An 18369-nucleotide genomic window follows, 5' to 3' on the forward strand; every position below is an offset into this window, starting at 1 on the left:
TTTTTCACCTTTAGATGATTATCAATATGCTTATGGTTGTACTGAAATTCAGTACAAAGATAAAAAAACAAATAAGTACGTTACTTTATAAAAAACACGAATGTTAATGTATTTTATGTTGAATCATTAGAAAGGTGGAATATAAAATGAAAATCTATACACCTGAATGGCTTTCTCTTAGTAAAGAGATAAAAATAAAACTGATCCGTTTAGCAATTTTAGAAACGAAAGAAAAGTTAAAGGCTCTTCGTTTACAAAATTTATAAAATAGCTGTAATAGGTTTTAAACAGAGGGGATTATTATTGTTCCCTTTGTTTTCATATCACAATATAAAGGGGAATATCGAATGAAAGAAATTGAAAACTACATGACACCATCTGAAGCAGCATATAAATGGCGAGTTAAAAGAGATACTTTAAAGAATAAATATAGTCCGTCTATGCTAAATGAAAAACAGCAAGAAGAGTTACAGCAAATGATTGATGAAGGATTAGTTAAGTTCTTTTTACCACCAAATGGGGTAAGAAAAGAATGGATCATTACAAGAAAAGCAATGTTCCAATGGTTTGGAGAGCCGAAAGCTTAATTTAATTAAAAGTAAGGCTTAAAAATTTAAATACAGAAAAAACGGCTACTCAGATTCGATTCTAAAAGTCGATAAAAAAGACAGCAATACAATAAGTATCAGCAAATTTAAATGAGCAGAGAAGGAAAAATGGACTGTTTAACAGTCCTACTCAAATTTTTAGGTGAAAACTAGGGGTTTCACAAGAATATATTAATTAAAATTTCACATACCGTAATTATAGTCTAAAAATATAACCACACAATAAGGGAAGTTTTTAGAATTATCGGTCTCCTCAATTAAACAGTGGTGGAGTACACATTGTATCTGTCCATGGTACCGGACTGAGCGTTCTTTGCGAGGGAGGATAAGGAATGGACAGATTCGCCTATCCCAAACGCTTGAACCTATGCAAATAGGTTTGAAGGTCTTCCAAACCTGTTTGCCTGGCTAGCGCCGAGCGAGTCCCTTCCAAGATTGGAAGGGGTTGGGGATGGTTGATTTTCTTTTATAATAGATCCTTCATTTCAGGAGGAATCGAAAATTTAGCAAATTTTGTTTTTTACTGCAGTAACGAAGTGGGGCAGTAAAAAATAAATTTTGCGATTTTTAAACTTTTTAGGGTTTTAGTTCTTTGAAGCCCGACTAGCGTCCGCAGCCATATAAGCGCGCGGTGTCAAGGGATTAAGCCAAAAAATTTTAAGAGTTGATGTTGAGTTGGGCTTTTCCAAATGGAGAAATTTGCTATGATAATTCAGCAAATTTTGGAATGCCGGAAAAGGATAAACGAAACACAACGATTTAAAATTTTTTGGCCCCTTTACACCGCGCGCTTCTGGAAATAGCGTTGTAGCGTGAAAGGTTCGGGTGTCCTACACGTTACAATGCATTTCCAGTATGGCTGCGGACGCTGGTCGGGCGGGTTTTGCTTCTTCGAAAAATCCCTCATACAGAATAAAAAGGCTATGTGTATACATAGCCTTTTTATTCTGTAATTTTTTATTAAATTATTTACGTCTACCAGTGTATTCACCACAATAATTACAACGCCCATTACTCCACAATCCATAGCGCATGATAAAAGGTATACCATCTCCACACTCAATAATTGCACCCTCATTTCCTTTCCCACAGTGCTTACAATCATTATCCTTTTTCATCGCTTCATATTCTTTTTGTTTACTTATTAAACTTTGAGTAACTTCTTCCCCGTATTTCTGTAAACTTTCTTTTTCCCATTTGTATGCCATTTTAAGTACCTCCATTATAATTTTTTAGATTTACAACGTAGTTGACACTTCTTTGTTTTTAAATGTTGATTGTCATACAAATAGAACCTCTCGAATGTAGCAATTGCACAGCTTGTTGATAGGTCATGCTTTGCCCATATGGACGAAAACCGACTTTATAGCACGCTCTCATTTCTGTTAAATTTGAAACTTGATTCACAAAAGGACGGTCACATATATTTTCATTTAACAAATTAATCATTTCTATTTCAGTACCTTGTAAAATAACAATTCCACATACTTCTATTTCCTTATCTTGCTCTTTTGGACAATAATCCGTGAATACATATTCTATATTAGCCTGTGGTCTAAATTTCATTATTGAACGCTCCTTTACTTTTTATTAGAATGGAATGGGCTTATGCCCATTCCGCTTGTTCATATTCAGGGTGATGAATTAAAATATCTTCTGATACAACTTCTATTAAGTACTCTAATTCTTCGTATGCTTTGCTTTCTTCAAATTCCTCATGTTCTATGTTGTAACGAATGCTATGCAAAGCTTTCAATAACTCGTGTCTATTCTTACAAATTGCTTCTATATTAAAATCTAATTTTTCCTTACGTAAATTAGTGGTGCTTTCGTTGTATTTCATTTCATAAGATTCATAGTTTGCGATGTGCCATTCTTGCACTAGGTCTCTAATTTTAGGATGCGACCAAGATTCATTCATATACATTTTTCCCCAACTACATAGCGTATAGATTATTTTTTCATAGGTCTTTATGCGTACTAACATCATAATGCTTGTCCTCCTTTATTTTAGAACTTGTAAAGCTCGTAAAGACTTTTCATACATTTTTAGATTGTCGGTGTACATTTCAACAAAACGGTTGTCTTTATCAGTTAGTTTTTGGAGTTCATCCCGTGTATAGGTATAACGTCTATATAAATCGGCTTGTATTGGCTCTGTATCATGAACATAGCTTCCGCCGCCTATATCATATCGATATGCAAATGAATATTCTTCTTTCTCTTCTGTCCATAACAACGTAATTTCGCTTTTTAGATAACCACGGATTTCTTCAGCAATTACCCTTTGATTCATCATTCTTAAAAACATATTGGCAAGGTCTACACTTTGAAATTGCACCATTCCTGTTTCTCCTATGCGCCCTTCCCAAACATCAATTTTTACTTTAACTTCGTTCATGTTCGATTCTCCTTTTCTAGAAAAAATTTTGGGTGAACACCGCCTGTTCGACTGGAACGTTTTATGAAAGGAGCGGCTGGTCAAGGGTCTTCGCACAAATTTTTTATGCCGCAGCAGGTCATACGAATACGAGTCTTTCGTCTTCGACTTGGGCTTTTTCAAGTTTGGTACCATGTTTTGATTTTTCTTCAGCGTTATTACATCACATGGTCCCAAACGCCGAGAAAGCATAAAGGAGACAGAAAGCTGTATGAGTTGGGATGCGAGAAATGAAAAATTTTGCCCCTTGACCAGTAGGAGCGACTGGAATATAAACTGGAAGGAGAACAGGCGCCCCCAGTTAAACTGACAAATTTAGTCTCTTATAAATAGATTGATCTCTTTCAAATATCAGAAATCCTTTAAACATACAAACTGATTTATATCAAGGTTTTTAGGAACTTGTAGGCTTCAGCCTACATCTAATTTCAATCAAAGAGTCGCTTTAGGCGACTTATCCATGGGCCTCCTTGAATAAGCAAAAAAATCCGTATTGTCCAAACATATAGTTTGTGACAATACGGATTTTCAATTTCATTCTTCCCACTGTGTCCAATAAGCATAATCATCTTCATACATTTCTTCGTATTCTTCAGGTGTATATTCTTTGTGTAAGCATTCTTCAGAACAATAGTATGCTAGTCCATCATCTATACAATAACCTTCTACCATACCTTGTCTACAAACATTACAAACTCTTTTGTTTTCTTCTTCCTCTACAGATATATCGTCAACAAAGTTATCTGGTATGACATGGATATAAAAGTCATTATATCCATCTTCATCATATCCCCACCATTGATAACGATTAGCACTTTCTAATGTTTCTATTACTAAATCGCTTTCTAAGTATCCATGCTCTTTTAAAAATGTTTTAACCGCATTTTTAGCAAACTGTATTGCATTTTGAAAGTCTAAATATACTGAAGCCATACTTCCCATACCGTCATTGTAATAATCCCATCGTGATTCTAATAAAAAGAAAGTCTTCTTAACTTTATCCCATCCTTCAGGATTATCTATTCCTTCTGAAGAAGGCTTTTTAATAACGTTATCTTCAGTAACATTCCATACGTTTAGCGTCGGTATAAACATGAAAGAAGGGTTTCTTTTGAATTTATCGAGTATATCATAAGCAATTTCTTGTGCATCTTCTGGTTTTTCAGACTGAATGTGTAATATCCCATCTAATACATAAATCACTTTATATACAGTCACGCTTGCTCCCACCCTTCAACGTTATCTACACTTGCATATTCTATCTCTAGTTCATCATCTTTTGTAACGTCCCAAATATCCGTAGAAAGTTCTAATAAAATATCAGGATTTTCTTTTTGTTTCTGAACTACTAAACATGCAATTTCTCGTGCCTGTTCAGGACTATCAGCTTGAATGTGAACCTCTCCATTTAATGAATAAAATACTTGGTATACTCTCATTTCCATCTCTCCTTTAATTTAGGTCAGGCTCCCAACTTGTCTACCTGTCACCTTTTGCGTAATGAAGAAGAAATGGAAAGCAAGGGAAAAAGCACAAATATTTTACGAAATGATGTTGAGTTGGGCTTTTGCAAGTGGAATCCTTTGCTACAATACTTTGAGCAAAGGGTGAAGCGTAGGGAAAGCATAAACGAAACACAGTAAAGCAAAATATTTTGCCCCTTGCTTGAAGTGAATGATGAATTAGCATACGGTGACAGGTAATGGATACACTTCTGAGTAAAATGGAGCATACAAATGAGCATTTGGATAATTTCACAACAAATATGGTGCATGGATTCGCTCTTTTGGATAGGTTTTTAGGAGAAATGAGCGTCATGTTATTTTTAATTCCTAGTGGCCATAGTCAGAATTAAGCTGATACAATTGTTATTATGAACTGAGTATTTATATAGAGGGGATGGAGAAATAAATGAGGGACTTACAAGAAGAACACTATGAGCAATTAAAAACAGAAAAAAAGGAAATTACTCTGTTTTTAAAAAGTGGTGTCAGAATACCAGGGCAAATTGTTGGAGTAGATCGTTTTACCGTGCTTATGATGGTTAATGGAAAACAACAACTGATTTATAAACAAGCTATATCCACAATTGCTATATAAAAAATGATTGTATGCTATAAAAGGAGAGGGAGATATTGATTTTTTTATTTCGATTTGACATAAAAGATGATGGAATGGATTTTATCTTAAACGAAAAAATAGCTGAAGATATGAGCCCTTACTATGATGAAATGCTTAGACCGCTTGCCGCTTCTTTAAGTCAAACCTTAAACGTTTATCGAGCTTTTAGTAAACACCCTACCATTCTATCTTGTCGAATTTTAGATAATAATGAACTAGAAATTATGTTGAGTAAAGGATTGGGACAGTATATAGATCCATACACTAAAAACCAAATTATTTTCGAAAATGGAAAATTAATAGCAGATATCTTAATGGAAGTTATGAACCGTCAAACTATATACCTTTAAATTATATTTTAAGATTTAATTGAGAAAGGAATAATATCATATGTATGAACATAATGAACCGTGTCCTTGTGGTAGTGGACGGAAATATAAGAAATGTTGTATTAATAAAATCGAAAATCCTGTAGATGTTTGGAAACAAAAAGCAATTCAATTATCATTAGAAATCAATAACAATAAGAATTTGGTGGATACATATTTTGCTGTGTTTAACCACGCTATGAGAAAGCAATGGATTGGAGCTTGTCATGCCCTTTCAAGTATTTTATATATTTTGCTTAAGGAACAAGGGTTTAAACCAAATTTAGAAATTGGATTTACTGAGTCTTCCAAAGTACCTTTCTCTTTTTGTCATTCATGGATTACTTTAGATGGTTTTCCTTATGATGTAGGATTATATCGTTCTCATTCGCCATTTCAACATGATATTAACCCATATCTAGAAATATCGGCTCCTATTTTTAAAGGAATTGACATAGAAAGCGGAGTAGTAACTAATATTTCCTTTGGTGTTTCATCCGATCGAGAATCTATTGATAATAATTTCAAACAAATAACAAATATGACTTTAGTGGAATACATGGAGAATTGGCCTAATCATAAAGATGGACTTTTTGGGGAAACAATAGAAATCGCAGAAAAAATTGGACTTACTTTGAAAATTGATGACCTAAAAACTAGGTATTATGAAGACAGGTTTCATAGATCTGTTGTATCTTCTTAATAATTAACAAAAAAGAGAAGGAGTCAAATTGACTCCTTTTTTCTTGAAATTTTGAATGCGTTATCTTATAAAATATGGTGACCCCTAGCATAGGATTTATTTCATTTGGGTAACGGAACCTCATATAAATCTTGCAACATTAAATTTATATTTCCTCTCCAAAACCTTTGTAAAGGTGTAGATAATCCTTGTTCCCTTAACCATCTTTTACTATATATTTGTAATAAATCAACTTTTGTTAATTTTTCTTTTTCTTCAATTGTCCAACGTAATGCTTCGAGTCCCTTCTCTTTTGTCCAGAATCCTGTAGGCGTTTTTTTTAATTCCCACTCTTTAAAACGATTTGGATACAATTCATTCAACATATGATAAGGACGACTACCCCAAAATTTTTGTAGTGGATGACTTAGCCCTTGTCCTTTTATCCATGATCCACTAAAAACATTTAACAATTCTTTTCTTGATAATTTTTCTCTTTCTTCAATTATCCAGCGTAATTCTTCCAATGCTTTGTCTTTTGTCCAATAATTTGAGGGTACTCTAAAAAACTCCCATTCTTTAAATCTATTGGGGTATAGCGCATTTAACATAGCAAATGGACTTGATTTCCAAAACTTTATACAAGGAGTTTGGAGTCGATGTTTTAACAACCATTTTTGTGAATATACATCTATTAACTCTTCACGAGACAAACGTTCCTTCTCCTCAATAGTCCATTTTAAAGCATTTAGTGCCGTTTCTTTTGTCCAGTAATTACGATAAGTCGTTTTGAATTGCCATGGTTTAAACCTATTTGGGTACAAATCATTAACCATCTTAAATGGGCTACTTTCCCAGAGATATGATACCGGTGTCCATAAATTCCGGTCAGTTAACCATTGGAAAGTAACGTTTTCCAAGATTTCCTCATCACCCCACCCCTCTTGTTGAATATATTCCGATAGAATTTGAAGGGATCGTTCTTTTGTCCAATATAGGTTAGGAGTTCTACTAAATTGATATGGTTGAAAATAATCTGGAAATAAATCATTTAAAACAGAGTATGGACTTGCTTCCCAAAATTTTTGAAAAGGTGTACCTAATCTATTTTTGTAGAACCATTTACTACTCATTATTTTAGGTAGTTCATCTTTTTGTAGATTATCTTTTTGTATAATATGAAAAATAGCTTCTATTGCATTTTGCTTCGTCCAATAATTTGAGGGTACACTCTTAAATTGCCACGGTTTAAACTTATTTGGATATAAATCATTAATCATTTGAAATGGACTACTTTGCCAATACCTCAGTAAGGGAGTACTTAACTTTTTAGTAGCAATCCATTTTACACTGAATACTTCTAATAGTTCCTCATCTTCAATCCGCTCTTCTTGTATAATACATGCAAGTTCTCGTAATGCAATTTCCTTTGTCCAATAATTTGTAGTCGCACATTTGAAATGAAACGGTTTAAATTGATTCGGGTATAAGTCATTTATCATTAAGTAAGCATTATTTTCCCATAATCGATGACATGGCGCATGTAACTTATGTTTTATGAGCCATTTATGATTGTACACTTCTTTTAATTGTTCCAATGTGAGCTGTTCTTTTTCTTCAATTGTCCAACGTAATGCTTCTAACCCTGTTTCTTTTGTCCAATAATTCAAAGGAGCCATTTTTAATTCCCATTCTTTTAAAAGCTCTGGATATGCATCATTTAACATTTTAAATGGACTGTCATTATAAATAATAGCAATTGCTCCTCCTAACTTATGTTTCTTTATAATTGATAAATCCCATTTTTCTTTTATCTGATCTTTATCCCATTTTAAGATAACTTCAATTAGATATCTTGTAACACGTTTAATCAAGTTTCTATCTATATCTTCACTCCAAGTTCCTCTTGGGAACATTCTTCTCTTCCCATCTAGAATCTGTTGATAAACCTCTTCAATTGTCAAACTCTTCACTGTATTAACCCCCTTATCTAAAATTATATCTTACTAGTGAATTCTGTATATATTATTATCTTGATTTTTGGCGTTAAAGACGAAATAATTCAATGTAAACTTTTACCCAAAAGTTTACTTTCATTTCCCTTTAAATATTGACTTTCATCTATTTTTATTGATATTCTAAAAACAGTTAAAAAAGTATACATTCAAATCATTGAAAACAGAGGGATTGAAAGACTGATGAATAAAAAGCAACATTTAATTGATGTACAACCAATTCGGAGCAAAGAACAGCTCGACGATATGAAATGGTCTCTTAAACGTCATTGTTCAGATCGTGATTACATTTTATTTCTAATTGGTATTAATACAGGGTTACGCGTAAGTGATTTACTTAAAATGGAAACGAGTGAAATTTTAAAACTGAAGCGAAAAAAACGGAAAGAATTTAAAGTGAAAGAAGGAAAGACAAAAAAGGAACGTATCATAAATATTACATCCATTTTTGAGGAAGTATTGCCCTACGCTGAAGATCTAAAAAGTACCTGGCTATTTCCTTCTAGAAAAGGGGATAAACCCATTAGTAAAATTCAAGCCTATCGACAATTACAAAAAGCCGGAGATTTTGCCGGGGTAGAATCTTTAGGTACTCATACCATGCGTAAAACATTTGGATATTGGTTTTACAAGCAAACAAAAGATATTGCTATGTTACAAGAAATATTGAATCATAGTACACCACAAATTACACTAAGATATATTGGAATTAATAAAGAAGAAAAAGATAACGTACTTGATACATTTCGTATCTAATTTAAGTTACATATAAGATAATATATTTATATTAGATGGAATGGGGAGAACAATAACTGTGAAAAATTCAGATTTTCAAAAATTCCAAAGTGCAATCAATAATTACGATAAAACATTATCAATGTCAAACGCCGTTATGCTTGCAAAATTAGATACGTACAACTCAATTAAATGGGAAAAGATCCTATCAGCTTATTCAAATCAATTTCAGAGGTTGCAGAATGCAATTAATAATTACAATAAAGCAGCATCTATCACAGGTACACTTGCCAATTTAGATATGTACAATTCAATTAAATGGGGAAAAATCTTATCAGCTTATTCAAATCAATTTCAAAATTTGCAGGGTACAATTAATAATTACAATAAAGTAATTTCAACCACAGGTACACTTGCTAATTTAAATACGTACAATTCAATTAAATGGGAAAAGATTCTACCAGCTTATTCAAATCAACTTCAGAGATTGCAAGGTGCAATCAATAATTACAGTAAACTCACGAACTCCATAAACTCACTCTCATACTCGGAGGTTTTATTAAATGCACTTCGTACAATGGAAATACCTTCATCACGTTTAGAAGAAATTTCCGCAATTGACCTTGAAGAAATTCAACCATACTTTGAATTAGAAGAGGTACAAACAGAAATTGAACATGAAGCCATAGCATTACAAGAACAAACTAACCCCAACAACATTCGTATGATTTTAGACGATTGGGCTACTAAGGTTTTTGATACTTCAGCTAAACTAAAAGAAAAAGCGCCGTTCGCTCTTCTACTTATATATGTTACGGTATACTTCTTCAGTTTAGGTGTAGAACCCGCTATACAAGATATAATCAAAGAAAATGTTCTTCATGTTTCTGAATTTACAACTAATAAGCCTGAAGAAAATGCAAAACAAGTAAAGAGTACTCTTGAAAAAGATTTTGGCATTGCTCTTTCTACTGTAAACAAGGTTCGAGTTACTAATCGAGAAACACCCGTTTTTCGTTCACAGCAACGTATTTCTGGTGTAATTGATAATATCCCTTGTAACAAACCCGTAATTATTATTGAAAAGAAACGAAATTGGTCATTCATAATGTATACAAATTCACTAGGTGAAGAATTAAATGGATGGGTTTTTACAGGGAATTTGGCAAAGTAAACAAGAATAATAAAAATTTTATACTTGATACATTCCGAATCTAATTTTCATTAGATTCTTTTTTTATTTGTAAATTTGAACAAAGATTAATCATTTTACCTATTTTTAAGATATAGATTAACATATCCGATAATATGTTAATCTATAAAATAGTAGTTTAAAAAGATCTTTTTTTATAGTTTGCCCATTTAAAATACCTCTCTGAAGGTAAATCACCATGAACCTTTGTTTTTCCAGTATCCTTATATACTTCTCGTGTTCCCCAGTTATATTGTGATGGCTGTCTAGTACCATATATGTTGTAACTTTCACTAATTTTATCCAGTTCACATAGGCAACCTTTGAAGGTAATAGCTCTATTCTGATATCTACTGTTCGAATATGGTTCGTTGTTACTCTTAAATACAGTTGGTTCTTTGCCTTCTTTCAATCTAATGCGTATCGGATTATTAATTAATGTATAATAATCCGATTCACAGGTACACCGTGTATCTATGTTATTGTAATTTGAAATTGAATGTTTCTTGCCCTCATATATATAATACGCCATTATTTAATCCCCCTTACATTCATTAATTCGTTTATTTGATTAGCATTAATATAACTATACCATTATATCATTCCTAAAATTGTCGAATACATGTCGAAAAGATAATGAATAATTTTTCTGATAATGTCTTGCAAACAAGACATAAAGACATTATAATGAGTATAAGAAAACAAAGGAGGGATCTACAACAACTAATGGACGAAATTAAAAATGGAAAATCAGAGGAAACTCTATTTTCCGTTTATACAACAAGAGAAGCTGAACAAATATGGGGACTTGCGGAAAACACTGTTAATAAGTGGTGCAACCGAGGAAAGTTCTATGAGAATGAAGCAAGAAAAAGCGGGAAAGTTTGGTTAGTAACACGTAATGGCATGAACAGACTAACCAGTAAATAGTAAACAAGAAAAAGCCCTTACCACCGCCAGATAGTCAGGACTTTTTCTCCTACATCATTAACTATAGGAAGGTGATTCGATTGGCAAATACCTTATCTAAAATTAACAATTGTAACTCCATTATAACACAGAATCAATCAAAGGAATCAGAGCATATTAGTTTCAATCAAGGTGCTTCAAAGAGCTATATATCCTTATGTGAATGGTTTGGAATTGAGGACTGTATTAATTCTCAAATTTGGTTCTTCGGAACGTTTGGTATTGCTATCATGATGCTTTTAGCTACATATTTGACCACTGGATCTCTCTATGGATTTTAAGAAAATTATACTTTTTTAATTCCAATTTATGAGGAGGACGAATATGATAGCGACGAAACCAAAACGTGGAGAATTTTATATTTATGAAAAGGACGGGCGAGCATATCAAGTTTTAGCCTATTCAAAAATGTTTGAACATGAAGAACAGGAAATCATTATTTTAAAACGAATGAAGGATAATATGAATATCACAATAAGTGCCGAGCTTTTCATTCTTTATATAGAAGCAAATAAATTTATAAAAAATAAAGTGTTAGTTAGTAATTTATAATTATTAAAATCATTGAAAAGCATTCCAAATGAATAAAGGAGGATTTTTTATGGAAAGAACAATTTCAACTATTAAACAAGGTGATTATGTACAATTTCCACATCGTAAGGATTCTTCATTAAAGTTAACTGGGTATGTAGTAAATATTTTAACAAATACAATTGTTGTTGATATTTCAGAAATGATTCTAAGTGGAAAATATAAAGATATAGATACTCGCCAAGTCGTAAAACATGGCCGATATAAAAAAGTACGTGTTCGCAAAATTCATGCTTCGTAATAAACATTATAATAAAGTTCCGACCACATGCTCCGTTTAAACATTGTGGTCGGAACTTTTAAAAGAGGGTGAAATTTTGAAGAAAAACATCGGCTTTCTAACGTTTAATCGCTCTAAAGGGAAACTATATGTATATTTAATGAAAGCATGTAGAGAAAATGGGAAAAAGAAAAATATTACTTTGTACAAATTTGGAAGGTTAGATATAGCATTGGAGAATATGTATGCTTGGCGAGATGAATTTGATACTAAGTTCCCTGAAGAATTACTGAAAATGGGATATGATTGGAATGATCTTCACAGCTGGGTACTCTCTCTGGAAACAGGATATAGCAACAAGGGAAGAAAATTAACCCTATATAATAGTTAATGACCAAAATTACAAGAAAATTGGATCAAAGGTAGAAAATCGGAAAAGGAAGAGGTGAAACAGTTTGATTAGCTTTCTAATAAGTGGATCTATTGTATTATTTCTTAGTGGTGTTTTATTCACATTTATGAAGAAAGGGATTTCTATTTTTTCTAAATTTGCACTTATTGGGTTGAAATTATATGGCATTGTATTTGTTGGAGTTCTCATCACGTATATTTTCTATTGTTTTCATTACTACTGGCAGTAAGGAGATGATTTTTTGAAATTCAATAATTATGTACTTACATATACCATCATAGCGCCAAGTGGAGAAAGATATCCATCAAAAGAAGTTACCGTATACACACACTCACTTGAACATGCGATTAAAATAATGGACAATGAAATCCAAAGGAGATTAGGGAGCGGATATCATAGTCATATCTCTTGTATACATAGTGATGAACATTCTGATTATCAACTTGCATTATTTTAACCAAAATACTTTTTAGGTCGTTAGCAAAACCTAAAGTGGAATGAGTGATGGAATATCGTTATCTGTATCCCTTTCATAGCAACACCTCTCTGGTAAGGGGATTCCCTTTACAAAAACTATATGCCTTGGTTGCTGAAGATATATACATTTAGCCAAGTCAATGGCATCGCAATGAATTTGCTATTATTTTTTATACATAGGAAAGGGCAAGTATCACGTGGGCTGAACTACATGATACTTGCCCTTTGTTTGGGTACTACTTTTTACTCTGCATAACCGAAGCTACATTGATTGATCTTCCCCATTATATAACAAGCTACGACATTCCAAAAGAGAATTCCCTAAATTTCGTTTTTTTTAGATAAACTTATATTATAGTACGTGAAATTTTAATTTGTTATGTAGAACAAACTAACAAAAGAATAATGAAAGAATTTTCAAAAAATGGTAAAATCAAATTACTAATTTAAATATGATTTCAAAGGGGGATTAGTTTGACCTTTATACGTGACTTAGTTCGACCTATTCTATTTTTAGTTACTTTTGTTTTACTTTTTATACTTCTTGTATTAGCAGATAAACTATCAGGATTAGGAATTTCTAATAATAATAATGCCATTGAGTCTCTCTATTTATTTTCAATTGTATTAACAGGAATTTTCATATTCCCTACAATCAGAAAAGACTTCCAAAATCACTTCATCCTTAATAAAAATAAACTATATGTAACCATAGGACTCCCTATTCTAATTGGAATACTCATGCAATTTATAATAAATTTCATCCGCTTTATCCCTATCTTTCTAGGCCATGATATGATTGGTATAGGATCTGGTCAAATAACATATACATCGGATTTAACTAAAACAGGATTTTTATTCTTAGTTTCTGTAATAGGGCCGTTTAATGAAGAAATTATATTTAGATATTCCCTTTATGCAGGAATATTTTTAGCACTTGCTGATTTTAAAACAAAGTTTTCATGGTTAGAAAAAGTGTACAATGAATTATTTATACATAAAAGTCCCAAATATATATGGGGATGGATATTAGTAACCAACGTAGGATTTGCACTATTACATGGACCTGACATATCAACCTTCTATTTATACTTCATTCCAGGTGTAATTGATGCTTTATTTTTTCTAAGATTTGGATTCCTATCAGCTTGGTTAGCTCATGGAGCTTTTAATTTATGCTCATTTGCTGTCCTAAATATCTTATCCATTATGTTCTTAAACTAAGAATATATAATATTAATTAAGCTCATATATGATAAAACTCGACAGCTAATGAAATTGCACATATGAAACAGCTAAAAAATAATTATTAAATTGTAAAACAATAAAAAGCTGAATCCCTTCTCTCACAAGGGATTCAGCTTTTCTATTTTACTAGCATACCCGTTACAACAAGTTGCAATTATGCTTCATGTATATTCGCAACTTGTAGCTATTAATATGTATGCTATATTCCATGAAATAATTACAAATTCCATTCACTTTTATTAATAATATATGCCTTACTTGTTTTATTATTCTATATTTTTGAGTTTAAAAAATGAAATTTATGGACAAGTTATTACTAATAAATTAAGAGAAAGAAGGTGGCTCCAATGCCTTGGTTTAAAAAACCTCGTTCTAAATTAGGGAAATTTATAGATGATCATGATCTCAAACAAATTGAAGTAGCTAAAGTAAGTGGGGTGAAAGAAGCTACTCTTAGTCGCGTTTGTAATATAAGTAGTGTTTCTCCTACCGCTAAAAACGCTAGTAAGATACTTAGGGCTCTTCGTAAATTAACAGGAAAAAATGTTGATTACACTGATTTTTGGACTTAGAGAAGTTACACAATTGTTTATACGACATCCTGTAGTAGGTATGTTTGCATATATACGCCATATTTCATAGCATAATTCATTAATTGCTTCTCCCTACAGTCGGATATCGTACAAAAGATGATGATTGGCGTTAGATGTTGTTGCTTCTGATAAATGTTAGTTAAATATGCATAATACTGTATTTTCTTCTCATTCACTCTCATGTGCTGAAGCCGATCTATTTCTACAAAGTGGGGGACATTGTCTTTAGTGAAAAACGCATCTGGAACGATTGTTTTTTCTTCGCCTTGATGCCTTAAAGTAATAATTTGCTCTGTTTTCCAATCGGGGAAATCTAACCACATCCATGCTTCATTACGTAATAAGATATGTTCCAGTTGATGTTTCTTTTTTCGTTCTTTTGCATCTATTCCTAGAAGAGCAAGCCCTTTCTTATTTAGATAATACACATACTCTCGGTTGTGCGAAGTCACATGACAATACGGTCTTAAATCCTTCAGGATACGATTTGCATTTCTGATACTACCGAGACAATGAATGGCTTGGAGTTGCCTTCTAGAAGCAAATTCTAACTTACTTAAACTCGATAAAATCTCGATTTGTCTCGCTTTTTGTTTCAGTTTTTGGTGTTTCAGTTTTCTTCACCACCTTATACTGTTTTAATACATTCCACATTTCCTTGTTAGACAAATAAGGCACTTGGATTTCTTCTACACGATCTGTTTTGAATAAGGCTCTTCCAGCAATCGAGGGAAGAGTTTCTAGTCCTCCTTCATCTATTGCTACTTGCGAAGCAACCACTGTCGGCAAGCGAAATCCAACTTTCGCATCACTATTTTGTTTAATCTGTCTTGGTAAGGTATCAGAAGTCGGATATTGGGTGCAAAAAATCAGTCGAAACCCTAATGCTCCGCCAATCCTCGCTATTTCTGATAACATTTCTTGACACATATACAATATATCTTTCTTCTGTTTTGGTAATCCCTGTGTTGGGCATAAGTTTGCGGATTCATCTACAATTATGAAATTACGATCCTTGATTGGCGTATCTACAATGTTGGTAAAATAAGAGTCTTTCATGCGTACGACCTGTTCTACCATCTTTTCACGGATACGATTCAACATATCGAATGCTTGCCTAGGATTCTCCGCTACTTCTTCCACTTGTGATAGGTCTTTGTAAGGACTAAATTCTAAGCCTTCCTTTAGATCAATGACATACAATTTCACGTGATCTGGCTGCTGTAAGATTAAACTCGTCATGATATTTTTTAAAAATACAGTCTTACCAAAGCGAGTCATACCACTAACACACATATGTGGTGTTTTTTCAAAGTCATGATACATCATTCTGTCTAACGCTCTTCCCATGACAACTCTCCACGTTTTCTCTTGTAACAATTCTTTGGACCAATGCCATTCTTCAGGGATCCGTTGTTCAAAAACCCGTATGAACAATTCCCGTTGCTGAAACGAGATTATCACAGGCTTATAGAGTCCCTCTTCTAATACTTGCGCTAACTTCTGTATTAACTGACTGGGAACTCCCAACGGAAGCCGATAGACATATGTGGTACTCATACCATCCTCCGTCTGTTTGAGGAACACGGGGTACTGGGTTTCTCCTTTATGCTGTACACACACTTTCGTAATTTCAAAAAATGCTTTGATTTTCTTCTTATCACTCATTTCTTTCCCCTTATAAAAATACGCTACTGTTAAAAAAGTAACTGGAATCACCAAAAGCGAAAACATAAACTCCTTACCTCCTTAGAGGTAGTTGGGGCTATCAGGAATATCATAAAAAAGTTGTTCAAATACACTACGACCGTTCCCATCAACTACCCGATAGAATACTAGCGTAGAAACACATCGAGCATATCACATAGTACGTACCAAACTGTACCAATTAGCAGGCATTTAAGACCCGCACGTAGCACCCAATCAGGAAGGTGAAGCCCTTTTCTTTTTAACAATTTAATTCCTATAACCGTTGCCCCTGTCACGCCATATACAATACCCAATTCTCCAATAATGGTCATATTATCTCCATCCTTTCGGCTGAATAGATAAATTACCTTGAGAATCCTTAAACAACTGGTAATCTTCTAATAACTCATTCCACGATACAGGCTGTTCACTTCCGTACAGATCACCTTCAATTTTCTCACTCAAATAATAGTACCCTCGGTATTGTCGGTCTAAGTACACCTCATGACGTAGCATATGTTCTTGTATCGCACTTACATCTTCTTCTTTCCGTGCACTTTTGTACATTTGTTGCAATGTACGAGAAGAATAGAGATACGGTGTGCTGTACAACATTTGATATTGTCCCATATATCCTCACCATCCATATAAGATTCTAGATACATTAAATAGATATGATGATACTATGTAATTTCGAATTTGTACCCGAAAAAAGAACAAGAATATTATTTTGTGTGGCCTGACACTTTTATAGTTAAATGTTAAATTCTCTTCACATGATTAGTAGATATTGGTATATTTAAAACAAATGAATAGGTAAAAAAGATTAGTACTATTTTTTTACTTTTTAGGGGGTGAAAATATTGCCAACAAGAGTACCAATAAAAGCAGAACTTTTAGAATGGGCCTACAATCGTTCAACAAAAAAAGAAAAACTACATAATAAGTTTAAAAAGTTAGATGAATGGCTTAAAGGAACTCTTCAACCTACATTAAAACAATTGGAGGATTTCGCCAATGCGACCTCAACTCCTTTAGGATACCTTTTTCTTCAACAGCCACCAGTTGAGGAGTTGCCTATTCCACATTATCGCACACTTGAAGAGGGGGAACGGAAGGAATCTAGTCCTGATTTGATTGAAACATTACACATGATGCAAAGACGGCAAGATTTCATGAAAGATTACTATGAACAATATGTAGGAGAGCCTTTACCCTTTGTAGGTTCCTATAAGGATAGCTCAGTCAATGAATTAGTAGACAATATAAGACAGCTACTTGATTTAGATTCTGGGTGGGCTAGTCGACTAAGAACCTTCCAAGATGCTTTAAACCACCTCATTGATAGATGTGAAAAAAATCGTATTATGGTCATGGTGAACGGTATAGTGGGTAGCAATACTCATAGACCATTAAATGTTGGTGAGTTTAGAGGTTTTGTTTTAGTAGATGATATGGCTCCACTAATTTTTATAAATGGAGCAGATGCCAAGTCAGCTCAAATATTTACTTTAATTCATGAAATTGCACATATTTTTATTGGTTCGAGTGCAGTTGTAGAGGCATCACCGTTAAATAAAGTTAATGCGGATATTGAAAAATTATGTAACTCTGTAGCTGCAGAACTTTTATGCCCTAGGGATCTCTTTGAGCAAAAATGGCATACACACTATGGTGATGGAGCAGTGTATGAATCATTGGGGAAAATATTTAAAGTAAGCCCTGTGGTAGTAGGTAGAAGGGCATTGGAATTAGAGTACATAACCAAATCGGAATTTTTTGATTTTTATAACAAGTATATTGAAGAAATTCAAATAGAGCGGAGTTCATCATCAGGTGGAAATTTCTACAATACTACTAGGATTCGATTAGGGAACTTATTCTCTAGAGTCGTAATATATCAGGCGAAATCTGGTAATATACAGTACACAGATGCTTATAGACTAACAGGTCTTAAAATGTCTAGTTTTCAAAAGTACTTAAGCTTTATCGAGGGAAGGAGAGTTTAA

Annotated in this window: 28 protein-coding genes; 16 read left to right on the top strand and 12 right to left on the bottom strand. The window is 33.1% G+C overall.

Annotation, left to right across the window (positions count from 1 at the left end; genetic code table 11):
* Nucleotides 1-347 precede the first annotated feature (347 nt).
* Nucleotides 348-587, top strand: coding sequence for a helix-turn-helix domain-containing protein (locus LOK41_RS21005; RefSeq protein ID WP_241818120.1), 240 nt, complete (start codon nucleotides 348-350; stop codon nucleotides 585-587).
* A gap of 986 nt (nucleotides 588-1573) precedes the next feature.
* Here LOK41_RS21005 and LOK41_RS21010 read toward each other — a convergent pair.
* From LOK41_RS21010 to LOK41_RS21035, 6 genes are all read right to left on the bottom strand, one after another.
* On the bottom strand, nucleotides 1574-1816 hold the full coding sequence (locus LOK41_RS21010) for a hypothetical protein (protein WP_241818121.1): 243 nt from the start codon (nucleotides 1814-1816) through the stop codon (nucleotides 1574-1576).
* A 58-nt stretch (nucleotides 1817-1874) separates the two neighbouring features.
* On the bottom strand, nucleotides 1875-2174 hold the full coding sequence (locus LOK41_RS21015; protein WP_241818122.1) for a hypothetical protein: 300 nt from the start codon (nucleotides 2172-2174) through the stop codon (nucleotides 1875-1877).
* 40 nt (nucleotides 2175-2214) lie between these two features.
* A complete protein-coding gene (locus LOK41_RS21020; RefSeq protein ID WP_241818123.1) occupies nucleotides 2215-2598 on the bottom strand; it encodes a hypothetical protein in 384 nt (127 codons plus the stop codon).
* A gap of 15 nt (nucleotides 2599-2613) precedes the next feature.
* The gene (locus LOK41_RS21025) at nucleotides 2614-3009 is read right to left on the bottom strand and encodes a hypothetical protein (RefSeq protein ID WP_042985217.1); all 396 of its coding nucleotides are present in this window, start codon (nucleotides 3007-3009) and stop codon (nucleotides 2614-2616) included.
* Between the two features lie 573 nt (nucleotides 3010-3582).
* The gene (locus LOK41_RS21030) at nucleotides 3583-4266 is read right to left on the bottom strand and encodes a hypothetical protein (protein WP_241818124.1); all 684 of its coding nucleotides are present in this window, start codon (nucleotides 4264-4266) and stop codon (nucleotides 3583-3585) included.
* A complete protein-coding gene (locus tag LOK41_RS21035) occupies nucleotides 4263-4487 on the bottom strand; it encodes a hypothetical protein (RefSeq protein WP_241818125.1) in 225 nt (74 codons plus the stop codon). Before LOK41_RS21035 ends, LOK41_RS21030 begins: the two co-directional genes overlap by 4 nt.
* Before the next feature lie 472 nt (nucleotides 4488-4959).
* Between LOK41_RS21035 and hfq the strand changes: the two genes are divergently transcribed.
* The 3 genes from hfq to LOK41_RS21050 are packed head-to-tail and all read left to right on the top strand — an operon-like array spanning nucleotide 4960 to nucleotide 6240.
* Entirely contained in the window at nucleotides 4960-5148 is a 189-nt protein-coding gene (gene hfq, locus LOK41_RS21040; protein WP_241818126.1) for an RNA chaperone Hfq, read from the top strand.
* Nucleotides 5149-5183: 35 nt separating this feature from the next.
* Nucleotides 5184-5519 carry a hypothetical protein gene (locus LOK41_RS21045; RefSeq protein ID WP_241818127.1) on the top strand — a complete coding sequence of 112 codons (336 nt, stop codon included), beginning with the start codon at nucleotides 5184-5186 and terminating at the stop codon, nucleotides 5517-5519.
* 40 nt (nucleotides 5520-5559) lie between these two features.
* Nucleotides 5560-6240 carry a YecA family protein gene (locus LOK41_RS21050; RefSeq protein WP_241818128.1) on the top strand — a complete coding sequence of 227 codons (681 nt, stop codon included), beginning with the start codon at nucleotides 5560-5562 and terminating at the stop codon, nucleotides 6238-6240.
* A gap of 101 nt (nucleotides 6241-6341) precedes the next feature.
* Here the strand turns inward: LOK41_RS21050 and LOK41_RS21055 are convergent, their stop codons facing one another.
* Nucleotides 6342-8192 carry a DUF4046 domain-containing protein gene (locus LOK41_RS21055; protein ID WP_241818129.1) on the bottom strand — a complete coding sequence of 617 codons (1851 nt, stop codon included), beginning with the start codon at nucleotides 8190-8192 and terminating at the stop codon, nucleotides 6342-6344.
* 225 nt (nucleotides 8193-8417) lie between these two features.
* Here LOK41_RS21055 and LOK41_RS21060 point away from each other — a divergent pair, with 225 nt between their 5' ends.
* Both LOK41_RS21060 and LOK41_RS21065 read left to right on the top strand, forming a co-directional pair.
* Nucleotides 8418-8990 (top strand): tyrosine-type recombinase/integrase, encoded by a 573-nt coding sequence (locus LOK41_RS21060; protein WP_241818130.1) that lies wholly within the window; start codon nucleotides 8418-8420, stop codon nucleotides 8988-8990.
* Between the two features lie 58 nt (nucleotides 8991-9048).
* The gene (locus LOK41_RS21065; RefSeq protein ID WP_241818131.1) at nucleotides 9049-10143 is read left to right on the top strand and encodes a hypothetical protein; all 1095 of its coding nucleotides are present in this window, start codon (nucleotides 9049-9051) and stop codon (nucleotides 10141-10143) included.
* A 157-nt stretch (nucleotides 10144-10300) separates the two neighbouring features.
* Here LOK41_RS21065 and LOK41_RS21070 read toward each other — a convergent pair whose 3' ends face one another.
* Complete coding sequence (locus tag LOK41_RS21070; RefSeq protein WP_241818132.1) at nucleotides 10301-10693, bottom strand: hypothetical protein; 393 nt, start codon at nucleotides 10691-10693, stop codon at nucleotides 10301-10303.
* A gap of 155 nt (nucleotides 10694-10848) precedes the next feature.
* Here LOK41_RS21070 and LOK41_RS21075 point away from each other — a divergent pair, with 155 nt between their 5' ends.
* The 9 genes from LOK41_RS21075 to LOK41_RS21115 all read left to right on the top strand — a co-directional run bounded on the left by LOK41_RS21075 (nucleotide 10849) and on the right by LOK41_RS21115 (nucleotide 14650).
* Entirely contained in the window at nucleotides 10849-11091 is a 243-nt protein-coding gene (locus LOK41_RS21075) for a helix-turn-helix domain-containing protein (RefSeq protein ID WP_241818133.1), read from the top strand.
* 71 nt (nucleotides 11092-11162) lie between these two features.
* Entirely contained in the window at nucleotides 11163-11411 is a 249-nt protein-coding gene (locus tag LOK41_RS21080) for a hypothetical protein (RefSeq protein ID WP_241818134.1), read from the top strand.
* A 43-nt stretch (nucleotides 11412-11454) separates the two neighbouring features.
* Nucleotides 11455-11682, top strand: a complete 228-nt coding sequence (locus LOK41_RS21085) for a hypothetical protein (RefSeq protein ID WP_241818135.1) — start codon at nucleotides 11455-11457, stop codon at nucleotides 11680-11682.
* Between the two features lie 49 nt (nucleotides 11683-11731).
* Nucleotides 11732-11962 carry a DUF2187 family protein gene (locus tag LOK41_RS21090; RefSeq protein ID WP_241818136.1) on the top strand — a complete coding sequence of 77 codons (231 nt, stop codon included), beginning with the start codon at nucleotides 11732-11734 and terminating at the stop codon, nucleotides 11960-11962.
* 76 nt (nucleotides 11963-12038) lie between these two features.
* Nucleotides 12039-12332 (top strand): hypothetical protein, encoded by a 294-nt coding sequence (locus tag LOK41_RS21095; protein WP_241818137.1) that lies wholly within the window; start codon nucleotides 12039-12041, stop codon nucleotides 12330-12332.
* A 64-nt stretch (nucleotides 12333-12396) separates the two neighbouring features.
* Entirely contained in the window at nucleotides 12397-12582 is a 186-nt protein-coding gene (locus LOK41_RS21100) for a hypothetical protein (RefSeq protein ID WP_241818138.1), read from the top strand.
* A 12-nt stretch (nucleotides 12583-12594) separates the two neighbouring features.
* Entirely contained in the window at nucleotides 12595-12810 is a 216-nt protein-coding gene (locus LOK41_RS21105; protein ID WP_241818139.1) for a hypothetical protein, read from the top strand.
* A 494-nt stretch (nucleotides 12811-13304) separates the two neighbouring features.
* A complete protein-coding gene (locus tag LOK41_RS21110; RefSeq protein WP_241818140.1) occupies nucleotides 13305-14054 on the top strand; it encodes a CPBP family glutamic-type intramembrane protease in 750 nt (249 codons plus the stop codon).
* Between the two features lie 371 nt (nucleotides 14055-14425).
* Nucleotides 14426-14650 (top strand): helix-turn-helix domain-containing protein, encoded by a 225-nt coding sequence (locus LOK41_RS21115; RefSeq protein WP_241818141.1) that lies wholly within the window; start codon nucleotides 14426-14428, stop codon nucleotides 14648-14650.
* A 17-nt stretch (nucleotides 14651-14667) separates the two neighbouring features.
* Here the strand turns inward: LOK41_RS21115 and LOK41_RS21120 are convergent, their stop codons facing one another.
* The 4 genes from LOK41_RS21120 to LOK41_RS21135 all read right to left on the bottom strand — a co-directional run bounded on the left by LOK41_RS21120 (nucleotide 14668) and on the right by LOK41_RS21135 (nucleotide 16990).
* The gene (locus tag LOK41_RS21120) at nucleotides 14668-15285 is read right to left on the bottom strand and encodes a replication-relaxation family protein (protein ID WP_241818183.1); all 618 of its coding nucleotides are present in this window, start codon (nucleotides 15283-15285) and stop codon (nucleotides 14668-14670) included.
* Nucleotides 15224-16405: an FtsK/SpoIIIE domain-containing protein gene (locus LOK41_RS21125; RefSeq protein WP_241818142.1), complete on the bottom strand. Its 1182-nt coding sequence runs from the start codon at nucleotides 16403-16405 to the stop codon at nucleotides 15224-15226. Before LOK41_RS21125 ends, LOK41_RS21120 begins: the two co-directional genes overlap by 62 nt.
* Before the next feature lie 101 nt (nucleotides 16406-16506).
* Complete coding sequence (locus LOK41_RS21130) at nucleotides 16507-16692, bottom strand: hypothetical protein (protein ID WP_241818143.1); 186 nt, start codon at nucleotides 16690-16692, stop codon at nucleotides 16507-16509.
* 1 nt (nucleotide 16693) lies between these two features.
* The gene (locus LOK41_RS21135; protein WP_241818144.1) at nucleotides 16694-16990 is read right to left on the bottom strand and encodes a hypothetical protein; all 297 of its coding nucleotides are present in this window, start codon (nucleotides 16988-16990) and stop codon (nucleotides 16694-16696) included.
* Nucleotides 16991-17214: 224 nt separating this feature from the next.
* Between LOK41_RS21135 and LOK41_RS21140 the strand changes: the two genes are divergently transcribed.
* Complete coding sequence (locus LOK41_RS21140; protein WP_241818145.1) at nucleotides 17215-18369, top strand: ImmA/IrrE family metallo-endopeptidase; 1155 nt, start codon at nucleotides 17215-17217, stop codon at nucleotides 18367-18369.

This window comes from Bacillus sp. TL12 (assembly GCF_022625245.1).
In the GTDB taxonomy this organism is placed as follows: domain Bacteria; phylum Bacillota; class Bacilli; order Bacillales; family Bacillaceae_G; genus Bacillus_A.